This is a genomic window from Catenuloplanes japonicus (assembly GCF_000717135.1).
Lineage (GTDB): Bacteria > Actinomycetota > Actinomycetes > Mycobacteriales > Micromonosporaceae > Catenuloplanes > Catenuloplanes japonicus.
Window position 1 is genome coordinate 22759 of the sequence record NZ_JNXY01000030.1, and the last position, 15149, is coordinate 37907.

Annotated in this window: 17 protein-coding genes; 12 read left to right on the forward strand and 5 right to left on the reverse strand. The window is 71.8% G+C overall.

The genetic code is table 11. The features are described 5' to 3' along the window. Positions 1–5: 5 nt before the first annotated feature. Entirely contained in the window at positions 6–749 is a 744-nt protein-coding gene (locus OP04_RS35430) for a heme ABC transporter ATP-binding protein (protein WP_232323865.1), read from the forward strand. Then, positions 746–1390: a biliverdin-producing heme oxygenase gene (locus OP04_RS35435; RefSeq protein ID WP_033344317.1), complete on the forward strand. Its 645-nt coding sequence runs from the start codon at positions 746–748 to the stop codon at positions 1388–1390. Before OP04_RS35430 ends, OP04_RS35435 begins: the two co-directional genes overlap by 4 nt. Here OP04_RS35435 and OP04_RS35440 read toward each other — a convergent pair whose 3' ends face one another. After that, on the reverse strand, positions 1391–2206 hold the full coding sequence (locus tag OP04_RS35440) for an NAD(P)H-binding protein (protein ID WP_033344318.1): 816 nt from the start codon (positions 2204–2206) through the stop codon (positions 1391–1393). A gap of 134 nt (positions 2207–2340) precedes the next feature. On the opposite strand from OP04_RS35440, the gene OP04_RS35445 reads away from it, so the two are divergent. Both OP04_RS35445 and OP04_RS35450 read left to right on the forward strand, forming a co-directional pair. Beyond that, complete coding sequence (locus OP04_RS35445; protein WP_033344319.1) at positions 2341–3315, forward strand: hypothetical protein; 975 nt, start codon at positions 2341–2343, stop codon at positions 3313–3315. A 19-nt stretch (positions 3316–3334) separates the two neighbouring features. Next, positions 3335–4021 (forward strand): M23 family metallopeptidase, encoded by a 687-nt coding sequence (locus OP04_RS35450; protein ID WP_033344320.1) that lies wholly within the window; start codon positions 3335–3337, stop codon positions 4019–4021. A gap of 406 nt (positions 4022–4427) precedes the next feature. On the opposite strand, the gene OP04_RS35455 is transcribed toward OP04_RS35450, so the two are convergent. Next, positions 4428–5234, reverse strand: a complete 807-nt coding sequence (locus OP04_RS35455; RefSeq protein WP_033344321.1) for a helix-turn-helix domain-containing protein — start codon at positions 5232–5234, stop codon at positions 4428–4430. Positions 5235–5315: 81 nt separating this feature from the next. Here OP04_RS35455 and OP04_RS35460 point away from each other — a divergent pair, with 81 nt between their 5' ends. The 3 genes from OP04_RS35460 (at position 5316) to OP04_RS35470 (ending at position 7120) form a co-directional block, all read left to right on the forward strand. Further along, entirely contained in the window at positions 5316–6062 is a 747-nt protein-coding gene (locus OP04_RS35460) for an SDR family NAD(P)-dependent oxidoreductase (protein WP_033344322.1), read from the forward strand. Positions 6063–6164: 102 nt separating this feature from the next. Then, positions 6165–6587: a hypothetical protein gene (locus tag OP04_RS35465; protein WP_157240807.1), complete on the forward strand. Its 423-nt coding sequence runs from the start codon at positions 6165–6167 to the stop codon at positions 6585–6587. Between the two features lie 26 nt (positions 6588–6613). After that, positions 6614–7120 (forward strand): hypothetical protein, encoded by a 507-nt coding sequence (locus tag OP04_RS35470; protein WP_033344324.1) that lies wholly within the window; start codon positions 6614–6616, stop codon positions 7118–7120. A gap of 162 nt (positions 7121–7282) precedes the next feature. Here the strand turns inward: OP04_RS35470 and OP04_RS35475 are convergent, their stop codons facing one another. Further along, on the reverse strand, positions 7283–7753 hold the full coding sequence (locus OP04_RS35475) for a MarR family winged helix-turn-helix transcriptional regulator (protein WP_033344325.1): 471 nt from the start codon (positions 7751–7753) through the stop codon (positions 7283–7285). Between the two features lie 74 nt (positions 7754–7827). On the opposite strand from OP04_RS35475, the gene OP04_RS35480 reads away from it, so the two are divergent. Further along, on the forward strand, positions 7828–8682 hold the full coding sequence (locus OP04_RS35480; RefSeq protein ID WP_033344326.1) for an alpha/beta fold hydrolase: 855 nt from the start codon (positions 7828–7830) through the stop codon (positions 8680–8682). Positions 8683–9194: 512 nt separating this feature from the next. Beyond that, the gene (locus OP04_RS54965) at positions 9195–9863 is read left to right on the forward strand and encodes a helix-turn-helix transcriptional regulator (protein WP_198154094.1); all 669 of its coding nucleotides are present in this window, start codon (positions 9195–9197) and stop codon (positions 9861–9863) included. Between the two features lies 1 nt (position 9864). Here OP04_RS54965 and OP04_RS35490 read toward each other — a convergent pair whose 3' ends face one another. Beyond that, positions 9865–10875 (reverse strand): LacI family DNA-binding transcriptional regulator, encoded by a 1011-nt coding sequence (locus OP04_RS35490; protein ID WP_033344328.1) that lies wholly within the window; start codon positions 10873–10875, stop codon positions 9865–9867. A gap of 149 nt (positions 10876–11024) precedes the next feature. Between OP04_RS35490 and OP04_RS35495 the strand changes: the two genes are divergently transcribed. Beyond that, positions 11025–12359, forward strand: a complete 1335-nt coding sequence (locus OP04_RS35495) for a cellulase family glycosylhydrolase (RefSeq protein WP_033344329.1) — start codon at positions 11025–11027, stop codon at positions 12357–12359. A 130-nt stretch (positions 12360–12489) separates the two neighbouring features. Further along, entirely contained in the window at positions 12490–13032 is a 543-nt protein-coding gene (locus OP04_RS35500) for an AMIN-like domain-containing (lipo)protein (RefSeq protein ID WP_051799593.1), read from the forward strand. Positions 13033–13622: 590 nt separating this feature from the next. On the opposite strand, the gene OP04_RS35505 is transcribed toward OP04_RS35500, so the two are convergent. Then, positions 13623–14162, reverse strand: coding sequence for a TetR/AcrR family transcriptional regulator (locus tag OP04_RS35505; protein WP_033344330.1), 540 nt, complete (start codon positions 14160–14162; stop codon positions 13623–13625). 81 nt (positions 14163–14243) lie between these two features. Between OP04_RS35505 and OP04_RS35510 the strand changes: the two genes are divergently transcribed. After that, entirely contained in the window at positions 14244–15149 is a 906-nt protein-coding gene (locus OP04_RS35510; RefSeq protein ID WP_063746750.1) for an LLM class flavin-dependent oxidoreductase, read from the forward strand.

Sequence of the window (15149 nt, forward strand, 5' to 3'; positions counted from 1 at the left end):
CCGGAGTGCGTGTATCGCTCGGCGGCCGTCCGGTCGTGGACGGCGTCACGGTGTCGGTGGCGCGCGGCGAGGTGGTCGCGCTGATCGGCCCGAACGGGGCGGGAAAGTCCACATTGCTCGCCGCGCTGTGCGGCGACGTTCCTCTGTCTGATGGCTCAGTCATGCTCGACGGCCGGGTGCTGAGCGACTATCGGCCGATCGAGCTGGCGCGTCTGCGATCCATGCTGCCGCAGCAGAACACGGTCACCTTCCCCTTCACGGTACGACAGGTCGTGGAGATGGGACGCGCGCCCTGGTCCACGATGGATGGTGTCGACGAGGCGCTGGACGCCACCGAGATGACCGCGTTCGCGGACCGGCCGTTCCGTGCGCTCTCCGGCGGCGAGCAGGCCCGCGCGTCGCTCGCCCGCGTGCTCGCCCAAGGCGCACCCGTGCTGCTGCTCGACGAGCCGACCGCCGCGCTCGACCTGCGCCACCAGGAACTCGTGCTGCGCACCGCGCGGACCCGGGCCGCCCGCGGCGATGCGGTCGTGGTGGTACTGCACGACCTCGGGCTGGCCGCCGCGCACGCGGACCGGATCGTGCTGATGGCGTCCGGCCGGGTCCGCGCGGACGGGACGCCCGCCGAGGTGCTCACCGAGGCACTGCTGACCGAGGTGTACCGGCACGACATAGAGGTCATGCCGCATCCCCGCACGGGCAGGCCGCTGGTCCTGCCCGTCACCGTCCCATCGGAGGATCTGACATGACCGGCTTCGCCCTGGAGCTTCGCAAGGCCACCGCCACCGCGCACCGCGACGCGGAGTCGACCGGCTTCCTGTCCCGGCTCGCGGCCGGCGCAGTCCCGGTCGCCGGCTTCGCGGCGCTGGTGAGCCAGCACTATCTGATCTACCGCGAGCTGGAGGAGGCCGGTGCGCGGATGCGCGCGGACCCGGTCGCGGGCGCGTTCGTCGATGCGGCGCTGGACCGGCTGCCTGCGCTCGAAGCCGACCTGCGTGAGCTGCTCGGCCGCGGGTGGGCCGGCGAGGTGACCGCGCTGCCGGCCACGGTGCGGTACACGGACCGGCTGCGCGGCGCGTGCGCGGAGTGGCCGGCCGGGTTCATCGCCCATCACTACGTGCGCTACCTGGGTGACCTGTCCGGCGGGCTGATGCTCGGGCCGGCGCTGCGATCCTCCTACGGGACGGGCACGTCGTTCTACGTGTTCGACGGGATCGCGGACCCGCGTGGTTACAAGGACGTCTACCGGGAGCGGCTGGACGCGCTGCCGTACGCGCCGGAGGAACTGGACCGGCTCGCGGCGGAGGCGGCCATCGCGTACCAGCTCAATATTGACGTGCTCCGCGAGCTGGGCCGCGACTTCCCGGACGACCTGGCCTCGGCGGCCTGATCACCGAGCGGTGCGGAACGCGTCCCGGTGGTCCTCGGCCCAGGCGCGGAACGACGCCGGCGGGCGGCCGAGCAGACGCGCGACGTCGCCGGTGACCACCGCGTTGCGGCCGTCACGCGACCAGGCGATCCCGGCCGCCCACGCGGCGTCCGGCGGCGGCGCGGTCTCGACGTGCACGTCCGTGCCGAGCACCTCGCCCAGGACGAGCGCCTGCTCACCCACGCTGATCGGCTCCGGCCCGGTCAGCGTGTAGACCGCCTTGCCGTGCCCGTCCCCGGTGAGCGCCGCGGCCGCGGCCGCGGACACGTCCCGTGGATCGACCACACCCTGCCGCGCGCCGTCCACGGTGTCCGCGATCGGCGCGCCGTTCGCGATGGCCGAAGCCCACCACAGCATGTTCGACGCGAACACGGACGGCCGCAGGATCGTCCAGCCCAGCCCGCTGTCCCGCAGCGCGTCCTTACCGTGCAGATGCCATTCGCCGATGACGCCACCCGCGTACCGTTCCCCGGTCCCGATCGCGGACAGCTTCACGACCCGTTCGACCCCGGCGTCCCGCGCCGCGTCGATCATCGCGATGTCGTGCCGCGCGGTCGGCTCCTGCGGCGCCGTGATCAGCATGACGCCCGAGACACCCGCCGCGGCCCGGCGTAGCGACGCCGGATCCTCGAAGTCCGCCGCGACGACCTCCAGCCCGTCCGCCGCCACGACCCGCTCCGGGGAACGGGTCATCGCCCGGACCGGAATCCCGCGCCCCAGCAGCAGTTCCACCACATGCCGCCCGATGGTGCCGGTAGCACCCGTAACCAGAATCATGCCGCCGATCCTGCGCGCCCGCACGGCCCGGACTCTAGGACGAACCGGCAATGGGCAACGTCCGGCCTGGCGAGCGGGACGGGCGCACACGGGTTGGGACCGCGTTGAAGAAGGCCCATTCCTACACTGGCGCGATGGAACCGACCTATGTGAGCTTCGCCCAGCAGCCGCCGCTGACCGGCAACGCGAGCCTGGAGACCGAGAACGCGTACCCGGCCCGCGACCACCTCAAGCTGAACGCGGACGGCGCGGTGATCGTCACGTTCGAGATGCCCGCCGAGAACGCGCACCTGGAGGCCACGCTGCGGATCCGGGCGCTGGTGTCGAAGCTCGGCGCACAGATCGGCCACGCGCCGCTGGACATCGTGGTCAACGAGCGCCCGGTCATCCACGGCTGGCGGATCCCCGGCGGCGGCGACATCCCGCAGCAGATGGACTTCGTCGTGCCCGCCGGCGTGCTGCGCGCCGGCCCGAACCGGCTGCGACTGGCCAGCGCCGCCGACGCGAGCAGCATGCTCTGGCTCTACCAGCTGACCATCGACTCAGTGTGGGAGCGCGACAGGGCCGCACACGCGCTCGACCTGAGCGCCTTCGAGAAACCCCTGCTGCGGTACGCCACGCGCACACTCATCGACGACGACTGGCAGCCCGGCGCGTCCATCCTCGCCTTCGTCGACGCCGGCAAGCACAGCCCGCTGGAGCACCTGGCCTGGGCCGACTCCACCGGCGCGGAGTACGCCGTCACGTTCGCCGCCGAACTGCACGGCTTCTACGGCTGGTGCCGCCCCGCCGGCGCCACCGAACCGCACGAGTTCCGCGGCGACCTGATCGCCCGCTGGGAGACAGACGCCCCCGAGGCCGGCGCGCCCCCGCAGCGTTTCCGAGTCGAGGCCGGCTGGGGCGGCGGCTGGCACCGTGGCGGCCACATCGACATCGCCGCGGGCCACGACGGCGTCCAACTGACCCGCCTCAGCTGGCGCGACCAGCGCGGCAACACCGGCACCGTCGCGTTCACCGCCTCCGGCGCCGGCTTCCTGGGCACCCACCAGACCGTCGGCGAGGGCGCCGTCGGCTACCGCGGCCACGCCGAGGCGACCGTTAAGCACTGACCCGCTACCGTGGCAGAGCATGGATGAGGTGCTGCTCGCCCTACCGTTCACCGGCCGCTGGCGGGCCCGCAACAGCCCCGCCCGCCGCGTGCCGAGCCACGGCACCGACCTGATGGCGTCCCGCTACGCCATAGACTTCATCGGCGTCGACGACACCCACCGCACCGCCCACCGCGTCGACTGGCGAACGATCCTGGCGACCGAGCCCCCGACCCGCTTCGTCGCCTTCGGCCGCCCCATCCTTGCCCCATCCCACGGTACGGTCGTCGCCGCCCACGACCGCGAGCCCGACCACGCCGCCCGCCGTTCGCCACTCGCCCTCATCCCCTACGCCCTCGGTCAGCCCGCCCGAATCCGCGCCGGCACCCCCGCGATCGCCGGCAACCACGTGATCATCGCCATCGCCCCCGGCACCTTCGTGGCCCTCGTCCACCTGCGCCAGGGCTCACTCACCGTCGCCGTCGGAGACCCGGTCACACAGGGCCAGCACCTCGGCGAATGCGGCAACTCCGGCAACTCCACCCAGCCCCACCTCCACCTCCAGGCCATGGACCACACCGACCTGTCCGTCGCTCGCGCCCTCCCCATCCGCTTCAGCACGTTCCTGGAGATGCCCCACGCCACCCACCGCTCCGGCCTCCCTCGCGAAAACTCAGTAATCACCCCGCTCATCGGCCCCGCCACAACGCGAACAGCGACGGGGTGATCGAGGCGGTCGTCGACTGCAAGATCAAAAACTTGGAAGATCATTTTCCCGCTTCCGGCGTGGTCCGGCCCGCATGCTCCCGCGGGCAAACCTCGGGGCGGGCAAAGACTCCGCTTGCGCTTCGCTTTGCCCGCCCCGTCGGAGCCGGTTCGCGCGGGTCGGCCCAAGGCCGCGATTCCCGTCGTTGCTTCCTTGAGGCGGCGCGGCTCACGATCAGATCGCCGCTCTCGCGAATATCGCTGACATAGGCGTGTGGTTCTGCTGTTGGCCGTCCCGGGTGCACGCTGTGGTTTTCCTGCCCCGCGCGGGACCGGCAGGGAGGAGCGCCAGCGACGACCGGTGCCCGCGGGAGCGTGCGGACCGCAACCACGCTGGAAGCGGGAAAATGAACTGGATCTTGATCTTTTCAGGAGGCTGAGGTGAGGGAGCGGCGCACCGCCTCCAGTGCCGCCTCGGATGCCGACCCGGGCTCGGTCGTGTAGAGCACGATCGTCTGATCGCCCGGATAAGCGGTGGTCAGCGCATCCCAGGCCACCGTGATCGTGCCGAATCGCGGGTGGACGATCCGCTTCGTGCCGGAGACGCTGCCGTGGATCTCGTGCCGGGACCAGAGGCGTGCGAACGGCTCGCTGGCCCCGCGCAGCCGGTCGAGCATCGCGTGCAGTGCGGGGTCGTCGTGGCTGCCGCGGGCCCGGCTGCGCAGTGCGGCCACGGCCTGCGTCGCGACCTCGTCCCAGTCCGGGTAGATGTCGGCGGCCGTGGGATCGGTGAACAGATGCTCCACCTGGTTGCCGTGGACGGCGGGGCCGAGGAACGCGTCCGCGACCCGGGTGCGGGCCAGGATGTCGAAGCGTGGGCCGAGGATGTACGCGATGTCGCCCTCGAAACGTGACAGGGCCCGGAGCAGCGCGGGTACGGGTTCGTCGTCGGCACGATCGGCCGCGGCGATCGGCCAGACCAGCGAGTGCAGGTAGCGCACCGCCTCCGGCTCCAGGTGGAGTGCGACGCACAGCGCGTCGATGACCTGGCGTGAGGGGGAGCGGTCCTTGCCGCGTTCGAGCCGGGTCAGGTATTCGATGCTGATGCCGGCGAGCGTGGCCACCTCCTCGCGCCGCAGTCCGGGCACGCGGCGTGCGGTGGTGCGGGGCACGAGCCCGGCCTGTTCCGGCGAGACCAGCTCGCGGCGCGCGCGGAGGAACTCACCGAGGCTCACCCCTACAGCGTAGGTCGCCCTGCCGGGTCCCCCTGGAGCGCGGTCTCCCTCAGCCGGGGCGGGGACGACACGCTGGCGGGCATGACTGACTCACTGAACGGGCAGGTCGTGCTGGTCACCGGCGCGTCGTCCGGGATCGGCGCGGCGGTGGCCCGTGCGCTCGCGGCGCGGGGTGCCGCGGTCGCGCTCGCGGCGCGCCGTCTCGAGCGGCTGGAGAAGCTCGCGGCGGAGATCACCGCGGACGGTGGGACCGCGGTCGCGATCGCGTTGGACGTGACGGACGAGGAGTCCTGCCGGGCCGCGGTACGGCGGTGCGTGGACGAACTGGGCGCGCTGGACGTGCTGGTCAACAACGCGGGCGTGATGCTGCTCGGGCCGATCGAGGACGCGGACACCGAGGACTGGCGGCGGATGATCGCCACGGACGTGCTCGGCGTTCTCTACATGACGCATGCGGCACTGCCGCACCTGCTGGCGGCCCGCGGCGCGGTCGTGCAGCTGTCCTCCGTGGACGGGCGCACGGCGGGCGCGCTGACCGGCGTCTACAACGCGTCGAAGTGGGCGGTGAACGCGTTCTCCGAGTCGCTGCGGCAGGAGGTGACCGCGCGCGGCGTGCGGGTGGTGTTGATCGAACCGGGCGCGACCGCGACGGATCTGGCCTCGCACATCACGCACGCGCCGACCCGGGAGGCGGTGGCGCGGTTCGCGGCCGCGATGAGGCCGCTGCGGGCGGAGGACGTGGCGGCGGCCACGGTGTACGCGCTGACGCAGCCGCCGCACGTGGCGGTCAACGAGATCCTGATCCGCGCGGTCGACCAGCAGCGGTGATCACTCCTTAGGGTCATCCAACGGATGAAAATGCATTCCGGAGCGTTTGAGGAAAGAATACGGCGACTATTCTCAGGCCATTCCGACAATGGGGAGTGTCTGTTGAGATCTCGCATTCTTCGATCGATTGCGGCGCTGGCCGTCGTCGCGGCCGGCGCGTTGATCGGGCCGGCCGCGGCCTCGGCGGCACCGGCCGGCACCAGGGTCTGGTACAGCCCCGGCGCGGACGCCTGGACGGCGGATTCCATCTGGGCGTTCGACACGACGACCGGCACCGGTTACCGCAAGGACTACCCGAAGACGAACACGGGCTGGCCGGTGCAGACGCAGTACATGTTCACCTATTCGACCGGCGGCACGGAGACGCAGCTGATCTGGACGATCGGCGGCGGCAGTTCGCGGATCAGCGAGCGGTCCTATTCGCCGTCGACCGATGTCATCTCGGTGACGTGGGACGGATACGCGCAGGAATGGTACGGATGTCGATCCGGTCGTCTTCCCGCGTTCGCCGCGGCCGCATGCTGAAAGGCTTTCCCGTGACAATTCGCCGAATGGTGATCGCGCTGATCGCGGCCGCCGCCGCGCTGTTCGTCGCCCCCTCCCCGGCCACGGCTGTCAAGGCCATGGCCGCAACCCAGACCCGCACCCTGTCCTGCGCCGCCCTGCCCGGCTCCGGCAGCTACAGCGATCCGCGCCTGATCGGCGACGTCACCGGCCCGGTCGTCGTGCGGGACTGCCCGGCGCTCTCCTCCGGCGCCGGGTTCGCCGTCCGCTACTTCCGGTTCAACCTGCCCGGTCAGCCCTCGGCCTCGTCCGCCGCGCTGATCTACTACCCGCAGGGCGGCGTCGGGGTGCACCCCCGGCTGGTCTGGCCGCCGCGCACGGTCAAGGGCTCGACCGGCGGCACCGGATACCTGGACCAGCAGGGCTACACCGGCTTCTTCCACCCGATGGGCGACCTGTGGGCCGGCAACGGCTGGCTGCTGGGCGCGGAGAAGCTGCGCAGCCCGCTCAACTCGACGCAGACGTCCCGCTACAACGTGCTGATCACGCCCTGAGCAGGCGCCGTCGCTCCAGGACCGTGGCCACGGCATAGCCTCCGCCGGCCGCGAGCGCCGGCGTGGCGGGCACCTGCGAGGGCTACGCCTTCGCCGACCCGGAGCTCGTCGGACTCTCCTACGTCCGGCAGGACGCCGAACCCACCGGCTGATCCGGCCGTGTCAGCCGGCAGCCTGGGCGGCCCAGCCCGGCTCCTGCAGCCGGATCCCCGAGTCCCCGACGAACGCGGTCAGCTGGGACTCGAGCAGCGCGAGCGCGGGCGCCCCGATCTGTCGCTCCCACTCGGCCCGGAGGTCGTCGAAGATCGCCTCGCCCTCGCGCATCATCGCGAACCCCCGCTCGGTCACCTCGATGCGGTTGCGGCGCGGGTCGGCCGGGTCGGCCGCGCTGGTCACGTAGCCGCGCTCCTGCAGGACTGCGATGGTCTTGGCCGCGGCCTGCTTGGACACCGACATCCGGCGGGCCACCTCGGACGTGGTGGTGGCGCCGGCCGCGATCGCCCGCATCGTGAACTCGTGGACCGGCCGGACCTCCTCGTAGCCGCGCGCGGCCATCTCGGCGATCGCGGCGTCCACGAGCTTGCGGTAACCACCGAGGAGGAGCCGCGCGAGCTCGGCACCGGACTGCGACATGCGATCAGGGTACGGCAGCCCAATGGGCGCCAACCAGGTTGACGCTACGACAACCTGGTTGGTAGTCTCGGTGCATGACGGACAATGGCATCACCCACCACACGGCCACCATCAACGGCGACGACCTGCACTGGGTCAGCGCGGGATCCGGTGGCACGCCCGTGCTGCTCGTCCACGGCTTCCCGGAGTCCTGGTGGGCCTTCCGCCGGCTCATCCCGCTGCTCGCGGCCGAGCACCGGGTGATCGCGGTCGACCTCCCCGGCTTCGGGGACTCCGCCGTCGGCGACTTCACCAGCGCCACCATGGCCGAGAGCCTGTGCGCGCTGATCGTCCACCTCGGCCTCGGCCCGGTGCACCTCACCGGCCAGGACATCAGCGGTACCCCCACGTTCCGGCTCGCGGCCCGCCACCCTGAGCTGCTGCGCAGCTTCACCGCGATCGAGACCACCCTTCCGGGGTACGGCCTGGAGACGCTCGCCGACGTGGTCAACGGCGGCAGCTGGCACGTCGGCTTCCTGGCCGCGCCCGGCATCCCCGAACTGCTGCTGGCCGGCCGCGAACGCGAATTCCTGACCGGCTTCGCCTTCCCCGCCATGAACGGCACGCCCGGCGCGATCACCGACCGTGACGTGGACGAGTTCACCCGCGTCCTCGCCCGCCCCGGCGGCCTGCGCGCGCCCGCCGCGTTCTACGCCTCCATGCTCCGCGAGGGCGACGAGATCCGGTCGATCGCCGCCGAGGGAAAGCTGACCGTGCCGGTCCTGGCCGTCGACGGCGGATCCGGTCCGTTCACGTCCGGCACCATGGCCCAGGTCGCGGACCGGGTCACCTCGATCCGTCTCGACGGCGTCGGCCACCTCGTGGCGCTGGAGGCCCCCGACACCCTCGCGAAGGAGCTGCTGACCTTCTACCGCGGCCTCGACGCCTAGCCTCCGTACCGGCATGGATGCCGGACCCGGTCGTCTCTGCTTTCGCTCGCCGAACGAGTCGCGCCATTCCCTGCCCGAAATTTCCGTCTATATAGTGATGCGTGACAGCGGCGATGGACGTCCAAGATCGTTGTTGCGCTCACTGCTCTTTCAACCGGCCGGAAGGGACAGTGAGCGCAACAACGATCATGACCCACCTTCCCGCTGGTCACGATATGCCGAAATATCGGGCGCGCAGCGCCCGGCTGGCTTCGGCGCCCGGCTGGCTTCGGCGCCCGGCTGGCTTCGGCGCCCGGCGCCGGTCCCAATTGCCGGTCGCTCTCAGGGAGCCGGCGTGGCACCGAAGTGGACCGGCGGGTTCGGTGGGAGCGCCCTCGCCGACCGTCAAAGGTGGACCGCGCCCGATGGCCGCCCGCCGGCCACGCCGACGGCGCGACCGCTCGCCTGGGACGTTTCGGCACGGTTCGTCGTGCGGGGCGGCTCGCGGAGGCGGAGCGGCCTACGGTGGAGCGGTGAGCAGCTGGTTCAGTGGGCCGCCGAGGGTGGTGCCGCATCGGTGGCACGGGGGCGCGGCCGTGGAGGCGCCGGATCACGGCACGGTGCTGTCGTGGTCCGTGGACGGCACGAGCGCCCCGGTGGTGATGGGCCCGCGGACGCGCGCCCGCTACTGGCACAACGTCAAGGCCGCGGCCGGGTGCGTGCGCCTGCGAGTGGCTCCCGGGCTCGGACATGCACTGCTCGGCCGCCCTGTGCGGGACATCGCGGACCGGGCCGTACCGCTGAGTGAATTTGATCTTGATTTTGAGGTCTTGATGCGTGATGCCGGTCCGGCGCCCGACCGGCGGGTGGGCCTGTTGCGGCAGGCCACGGCCCTGTTCGGCGCGGGATCCGGGGCGCAGCCGGAGCAGGTGCAGAAGGCCGCGCGGCGGCTGCACGTCAGCGAGCGTCACCTGCGCGGCCTCTTCACGGACGCGGTGGGCATGCCGCCGCGTCTCTACACCCAGATCGCGAGGGTACGGGTGGTGCTCGACAATCCCGGCATGCCGCTGCCGGACGTGGCGATGCTGGCCGGCTACTACGACCAGTCGCACATGACGGCCGAGTTCCGGCGGCTGATGGGCGCGCCGCCGGCCGCGTTCCGCGCGGGTCGCTGGCCGGCGCTGGAGAGCTGCACGGGCTGACCTAGAAAGTCGTGCTCTCCCGGATCGCGATGACCGGCCGCTGCGGCTCCTCCGCCTCGTCCGGACCGCCGTGCACCAACCGGAGCAACCGCCGCGCCACCGCCTCCCCGAACACCGCCGGATCGCGCTGGATCGCGGTCAGCGACGGCTGGAGCGCGGTGCAGATCGGCGAGTCCTCCACGCTGGCGACCGAGATGTCCCCGGGAATGGTGAGCCCGGCGTCGCGCAGCACCCGCACCCCCGCGACCGCCAGCACCTCATTGTCGAAGATCACCGCATCCGGGCGCTCCGCCGTCAGCCGCCGTGCCGCGCTCAGCCCCTGCTCGTCGCTGTAGTCGGTGCTGACCACGTCCAGCGGCGCGCGCACCCCGTCCGCGGCCCGCCGGAACGCCGCGATGCGCCGGTGCACGTGCAGCAGGTCGGCCGGCCCGCTGACGTAGGCGAGCCGCCGCCGTCCGGTCTCCCGCAGATGCGTCACCAGCAGCCCGATCGCGGCGCCGTCGTCGACGGTCACGCACGGGATGAGCTTCCGCGGGTCGGGCCCGCCGGCCAGCACCGCGGGCAGCCCGAGCTCCGCGAGGTGCGCCGGGCGCGGATCCCCGCGGCGCAGGTCGCTGATGATCACGCCGTCCACGCGGCGTTCGTCGCTCCAGCGGCGCAGCACGGTCAGCTCCTCGGTGACCGATCGCGTCATCTGGAACAGCAGGCCGTAGCCCTCGCCGCCCAGCACGGACTGCGTGCCGGTCAGCAACCGCAGGTAGAAGCTCTCCATGCCGAACTCGCGCACGTCCCGGGTGAGCGCGAACCCGATCGTCATCGACGCGCTGCCGGACAGCGTGCGGGCCGCGTGGTGCGGGGACCACTGCAGCTCGGCCGCGAGCGCGAGCACGCGCTGCCGGGTCTGCGCGGACACGCCGGCCCGGCCGTTCAGCGCGAACGAGGCGGCGGTCTCGGAGATCCCCAGGCGTGCGGCGAGATCCTTGAGGGTGGGTCGTGGTCTGTGCTGCGGCATCGGGTTTCACCGTACCCTGGCGTGCTTTAGTTGTAAGCATCGACAAACTGCGATAGCTTGGCATCGATCCGGGCTGCATGTCATGCGTCGCGCGTGCCGACACGCGCTTGGGCAGGCGCATCTCCACCTGTCTGCGTCTGAGGAAGGCCATGAAGAGAAAGCTGCTCGCGATCGGCGCGGCGCTCGCCGCCGCCGTCGCCACCGTCCTGCTCGTCGTCACGCCGGCGTCCGCCGCGGTCGGCCTGCACATCAGCGGCACCGACGTCGTCGAGGCCAACGGCCAGAAACTGATCATGCGGGGCATCAACCATCCGCACATCTGGTACACCGGCCAGACCCGCGCGTTCGCGGACATCAAGGCCACCGGCGCGAACACGATCCGTGTCGTGCTCGGCACCGGCAAGCGGTGGGGCCCGTCCAACGACGTGCCCGCGGTCATCCAGCTGTGCAAGCAGAACAAGCTGATCTGCGTGCTGGAGGTGCACGACACCACCGGCTACGGCGAGGAGAGCGCGGCCGCGTCGCTGGACGAGGCCGCCAACTACTGGATCAGCCAGAAGGCGAACCTGGTGGGCCAGGAGAGCTACGTCGTGATCAACATCGGCAACGAGCCGATCGGCAACACGAACCCGGCCCAGTGGACCGCCGCGACCGCCGCCGCCGTGACCAAGATCCGCGCCAACGGCTTCCAGCACCTGCTCATGGTGGACGCGCCGAACTGGGGCCAGGACTGGCAGTACGTCATGCGCGACACCGCGCAGACCGTGCTCGACGCGGACACGCAGCACAACACCGTGCTGTCCATCCACATGTACGCGGTCTTCAACACCTCCGCCTCGATCATCAACTACCTGGACGCGATCAAGGCGAAGGGCTGGCCGCTGGTCATCGGCGAGTTCGGCTGGCAGTTCGCGTCCGGTGAGGTCGACGACGCCACGATCCTGGCGCAGGCCCAGGCGCGCGGGCTCGGCTACATCGGCTGGTCGTGGTCCGGGAACACGGACCCGATCCTGGACATGGTGCTCAGCTTCGACCCCGCGCAGATCACCACCTGGGGCCAGCGGATCATCAACGGCACGAACGGCATCCGCGCCACGTCCCGCGAGGCCTCGATCTACGGCGGCGTGCAGCCCACGACACCGGGCACGTCGCCGTCGCCCACGCCCACCACGCCGGCGCCTTCGCGGGGCTGCACCGCGACGTACGCCACGTCCGGTCAGTGGCAGGGCGGCTTCCAGGGTGACGTCAAGGTCACCGCCGGAACGTCCGCGATCAGCAGCTGGGCGGTCACGCTCACGTTCCCGAACGGCCAGACCGTCTCCCAGGCCTGGAACGCCACCATCACCGGCACCGGCTCCACGCTCACCGCCCGCAACGTGTCCTACAACGGCACGCTCGGCGCCGGTGCCAGCACCAATTTCGGCTTCCTCGGCTCCTGGACCGGCACGAACGGCGCGCCCACGCTCGCCTGCACCGCCGCCTGACACCACCGGTGGGCCGGGCTCGCCCGATCGGCCCGGCCCACCACCGATCATCGCGCCGAAGCACCCTCCCGGGTCGATGTGACCATGCGTGAGCAGGCATAACCTCCGAGGCGAGCACTGGAGGTGCGCTATGCGAACATTCCGCAGAGGAGTGGTGTCGGCGCTGGTGGCAGGCGTCGTGATGGCGGTCGCCGGAGGTGGTGCGATCCCCGCCGTCGCCGCCCCGTTCTGCGGCATCACCTGGGGCAGTGGCGAGAAGACCGCCGGCGACCTGAGCACGGCCGGACTGCTCGACGTCCGTACCGGCCGCCACGAGTGCTGGGACCGCGTCGTCTTCGAGTTCGACGGCGCCGCCCAGGGCTACTCCGTCGCCTACGGCACCCAGGTCCTCACGGACGGCCAGGGTCTCGACCTCGTCCCGTACACCGCCGGCACCGCCTGGCTCCGCGTCTCCCTTCGCGCCCCGTCCCTCACCTTCGGCGCGATCTCCGGCGAACACGTAGCCGCCGTCGTCCCCTACGACACGCTCCGCGACGTCGTCTACGGCGGCACCTTCGAGGGCTACTCCACGTTCGCGGTCGGCGTCCGCGCCCGCCTCCCCTTCCGCATCCTCACCCTGCCCGGCCCCGCCACCCACAGCCGCATCGCGCTGGACATCGCCCACCGATGGTGACGCCGCGGGTGCGGACGTGACGTCGCCCGCACCCGCACCACACCACCAAGACCCAAATCGTTTCCCGCTTCCGGCGTGGTCCGGCAGCGTTGCTCCCGCGGGCGCTTGATCTTGCCTGGGGGCGACCCCAGACCCCCGGCCCTGACGCTCTTGCGCCGGGTGGCTCGTTGCCGGCTCGCGAAGATCAAGATCAAATTCAAGTTCACGTTCCCGCTCCCGGCGTGGTCCGGCAGCGTTGCTCCCGCGGGCAAACCTCGCCATACGCCAAGACTTCGCTGGCGCTCCGCTTGCCTCCTGGCGTCGGAGCCGGTTCCGCGCGGGGCGGGGAAGAGCACGCGGCTCCCGCCGTGCTCGCGCTGACCGTGGCGCGTCCCGTGCCGCGCGGCCGTGGGTGAAAACCGCCCGGCGGGTTTTGTTCCGAGCCGGTGTGGCGCGGCAGCGGAAGGGAGGAGCGCCAGCGACGACCGGTGCCCGCGGGAGCGCGCGGACCGCAACCACCGCGAAGTGGGAAAATGTGCTTGAAGCTCTAACGGCGACCGGCAATAGGCTGCTGCGGCTTCGACTGTCGAGAGGTGGCGAGGCCTTCGTGGTCATGGAAGTCCGGCCATGACCAGGTCGAGGAGGCGGTCGAGGCGGGCGTCGTCGCCCGGCGGGGCCTGTTCGCTGGCCCAGGCGACCGCGCTGACCGCGGTCAGGACGTCGCTGATCCGCAGCGGCGGCGTGCGGCCGGCCTCGGCGCGGGTGAGCAGCGCGGCGCCGGTGGCCTGGATGTCCTGGTGGCAGTCGTGGAGCGCGGTGCCGGCCGAGGTCAGCAGCTCGGTGGCGAGCAGGCCGCGCATGGCGGTGCTGTGCGCGGCCAGCGCCCGCAGCCAGGTGCGCAGCGCGGCGCTCGGATCCGGATCGGACAGCAGGTCGCGGCCGTGCGTGCAGAGCGTGTCCACATCGTCCCGGACGATCGTGACCAGCAGGTCCTGCAGCGTCGGGAAGTGGCGGTAGAGCGTGCCGGGGCCGACGCCGGCGCGACGGGCGATCGCGTTGAGCGAGGCCTGGGTGCCGCGCTCGGCGAGTTCGTTGCGGGCGGCGGCCAGCACGCGGTCGCGGTTCTGGCGGGCGTCGGCTCTCATCGTCATCCCGGTGTTGTCATTCGGAGAGGGTCTCCGTATCGTAGCCCGAGTCAAGCGGAGAAGGTCTCCGCTTGGAAGGGGGCGGCGATGCGGATCGGCGTGATGGTCGGCGAGGTACGCGGCCCGGTGACCGTCGATGACCTGGTGGCACAGGTGGCGGACGTGGTCGCGCACGGCATCGGCACGGCCTGGACCGCGCAGGCACTGGGCTGGGACGCGCTGACCGGCCTCGCCGTGGCCGGCACGAGGGTGCCCGGGATCGCGCTCGGCACCGCGGTCGTCCCGGTCGCGCCACGACACCCGCGCACGCTCGCGAGCCAGGCGCTGAGCGTGCAGGCCGCCACCGGCAACCGGTTGCGGCTCGGCATCGGCCTGGGCATCGGCAGCATGATGAGCGGACTCTTCGGACTCCCGGTCGACCGCCCGGTGCGGCGCATGCGGGACTACCTGGATCAGCTCGTGCCGCTGCTGCACGACACCGTGATCCCGGGTACGACGCCGCCGCCGGTACTGCTGGCCGCGCTCGGGCCCGCGATGCTGCGCCTGGCCGCCGAGCGCGCGGACGGCGCGATCACCTGGATGGCCGGCCCGCGTGTGCTGGCGGAGCAGTGCGCGTCCGGCGCGGAGATCGTGGCCGGGCTGCCGGTCTGTGTCACGAGCGATCCGGACGGTGCGCGGGCGTGGATCGCGGCCCGGTTCGGGATGGCGGCGGGCGTGCCCGAGTACCGCGCGGTCTTCGACCGGGAGGGCGTGACCGGCCCGCAGGACGTGGCGCTGATCGGCGACGAGGAGCAGGTCGCGCGCGAGCTGGACCGGATCGCAGGTGCGGGCGTCGCGGAGTTCGTCGGTTCGCCGTTCGGCGATGCGGACGAGCAGCGCCGGACGATGCGGTTGCTCGGCCGGGTCGCCGACGGCGGTCGCGTGGCGGGCCAGGTCGCCGGTGACGGCCGGATCGGCGGCGACCACGCGGATGGCGGGCGTCGGTCACGATGA

Coding starts and splice junctions, on each gene's coding strand:
- OP04_RS35450 (WP_033344320.1), top strand. CDS start 3,335: ATGGATGAGGTGCTGCTCGCCCTACCGTTCACCGGCCGCTGGCGGGCC.
- OP04_RS35460 (WP_033344322.1), top strand. CDS start 5,316: ATGACTGACTCACTGAACGGGCAGGTCGTGCTGGTCACCGGCGCGTCG.
- OP04_RS35475 (WP_033344325.1), bottom strand. CDS start 7,753: ATGTCGCAGTCCGGTGCCGAGCTCGCGCGGCTCCTCCTCGGTGGTTAC.
- OP04_RS35480 (WP_033344326.1), top strand. CDS start 7,828: ATGACGGACAATGGCATCACCCACCACACGGCCACCATCAACGGCGAC.
- OP04_RS35495 (WP_033344329.1), top strand. CDS start 11,025: ATGAAGAGAAAGCTGCTCGCGATCGGCGCGGCGCTCGCCGCCGCCGTC.
- OP04_RS35435 (WP_033344317.1), top strand. CDS start 746: ATGACCGGCTTCGCCCTGGAGCTTCGCAAGGCCACCGCCACCGCGCAC.
- OP04_RS35440 (WP_033344318.1), bottom strand. CDS start 2,206: ATGATTCTGGTTACGGGTGCTACCGGCACCATCGGGCGGCATGTGGTG.
- OP04_RS35470 (WP_033344324.1), top strand. CDS start 6,614: ATGGTGATCGCGCTGATCGCGGCCGCCGCCGCGCTGTTCGTCGCCCCC.
- OP04_RS35490 (WP_033344328.1), bottom strand. CDS start 10,875: ATGCCGCAGCACAGACCACGACCCACCCTCAAGGATCTCGCCGCACGC.
- OP04_RS35445 (WP_033344319.1), top strand. CDS start 2,341: ATGGAACCGACCTATGTGAGCTTCGCCCAGCAGCCGCCGCTGACCGGC.
- OP04_RS35510 (WP_063746750.1), top strand. CDS start 14,244: ATGCGGATCGGCGTGATGGTCGGCGAGGTACGCGGCCCGGTGACCGTC.
- OP04_RS35505 (WP_033344330.1), bottom strand. CDS start 14,162: ATGACGATGAGAGCCGACGCCCGCCAGAACCGCGACCGCGTGCTGGCC.
- OP04_RS35500 (WP_051799593.1), top strand. CDS start 12,490: ATGCGAACATTCCGCAGAGGAGTGGTGTCGGCGCTGGTGGCAGGCGTC.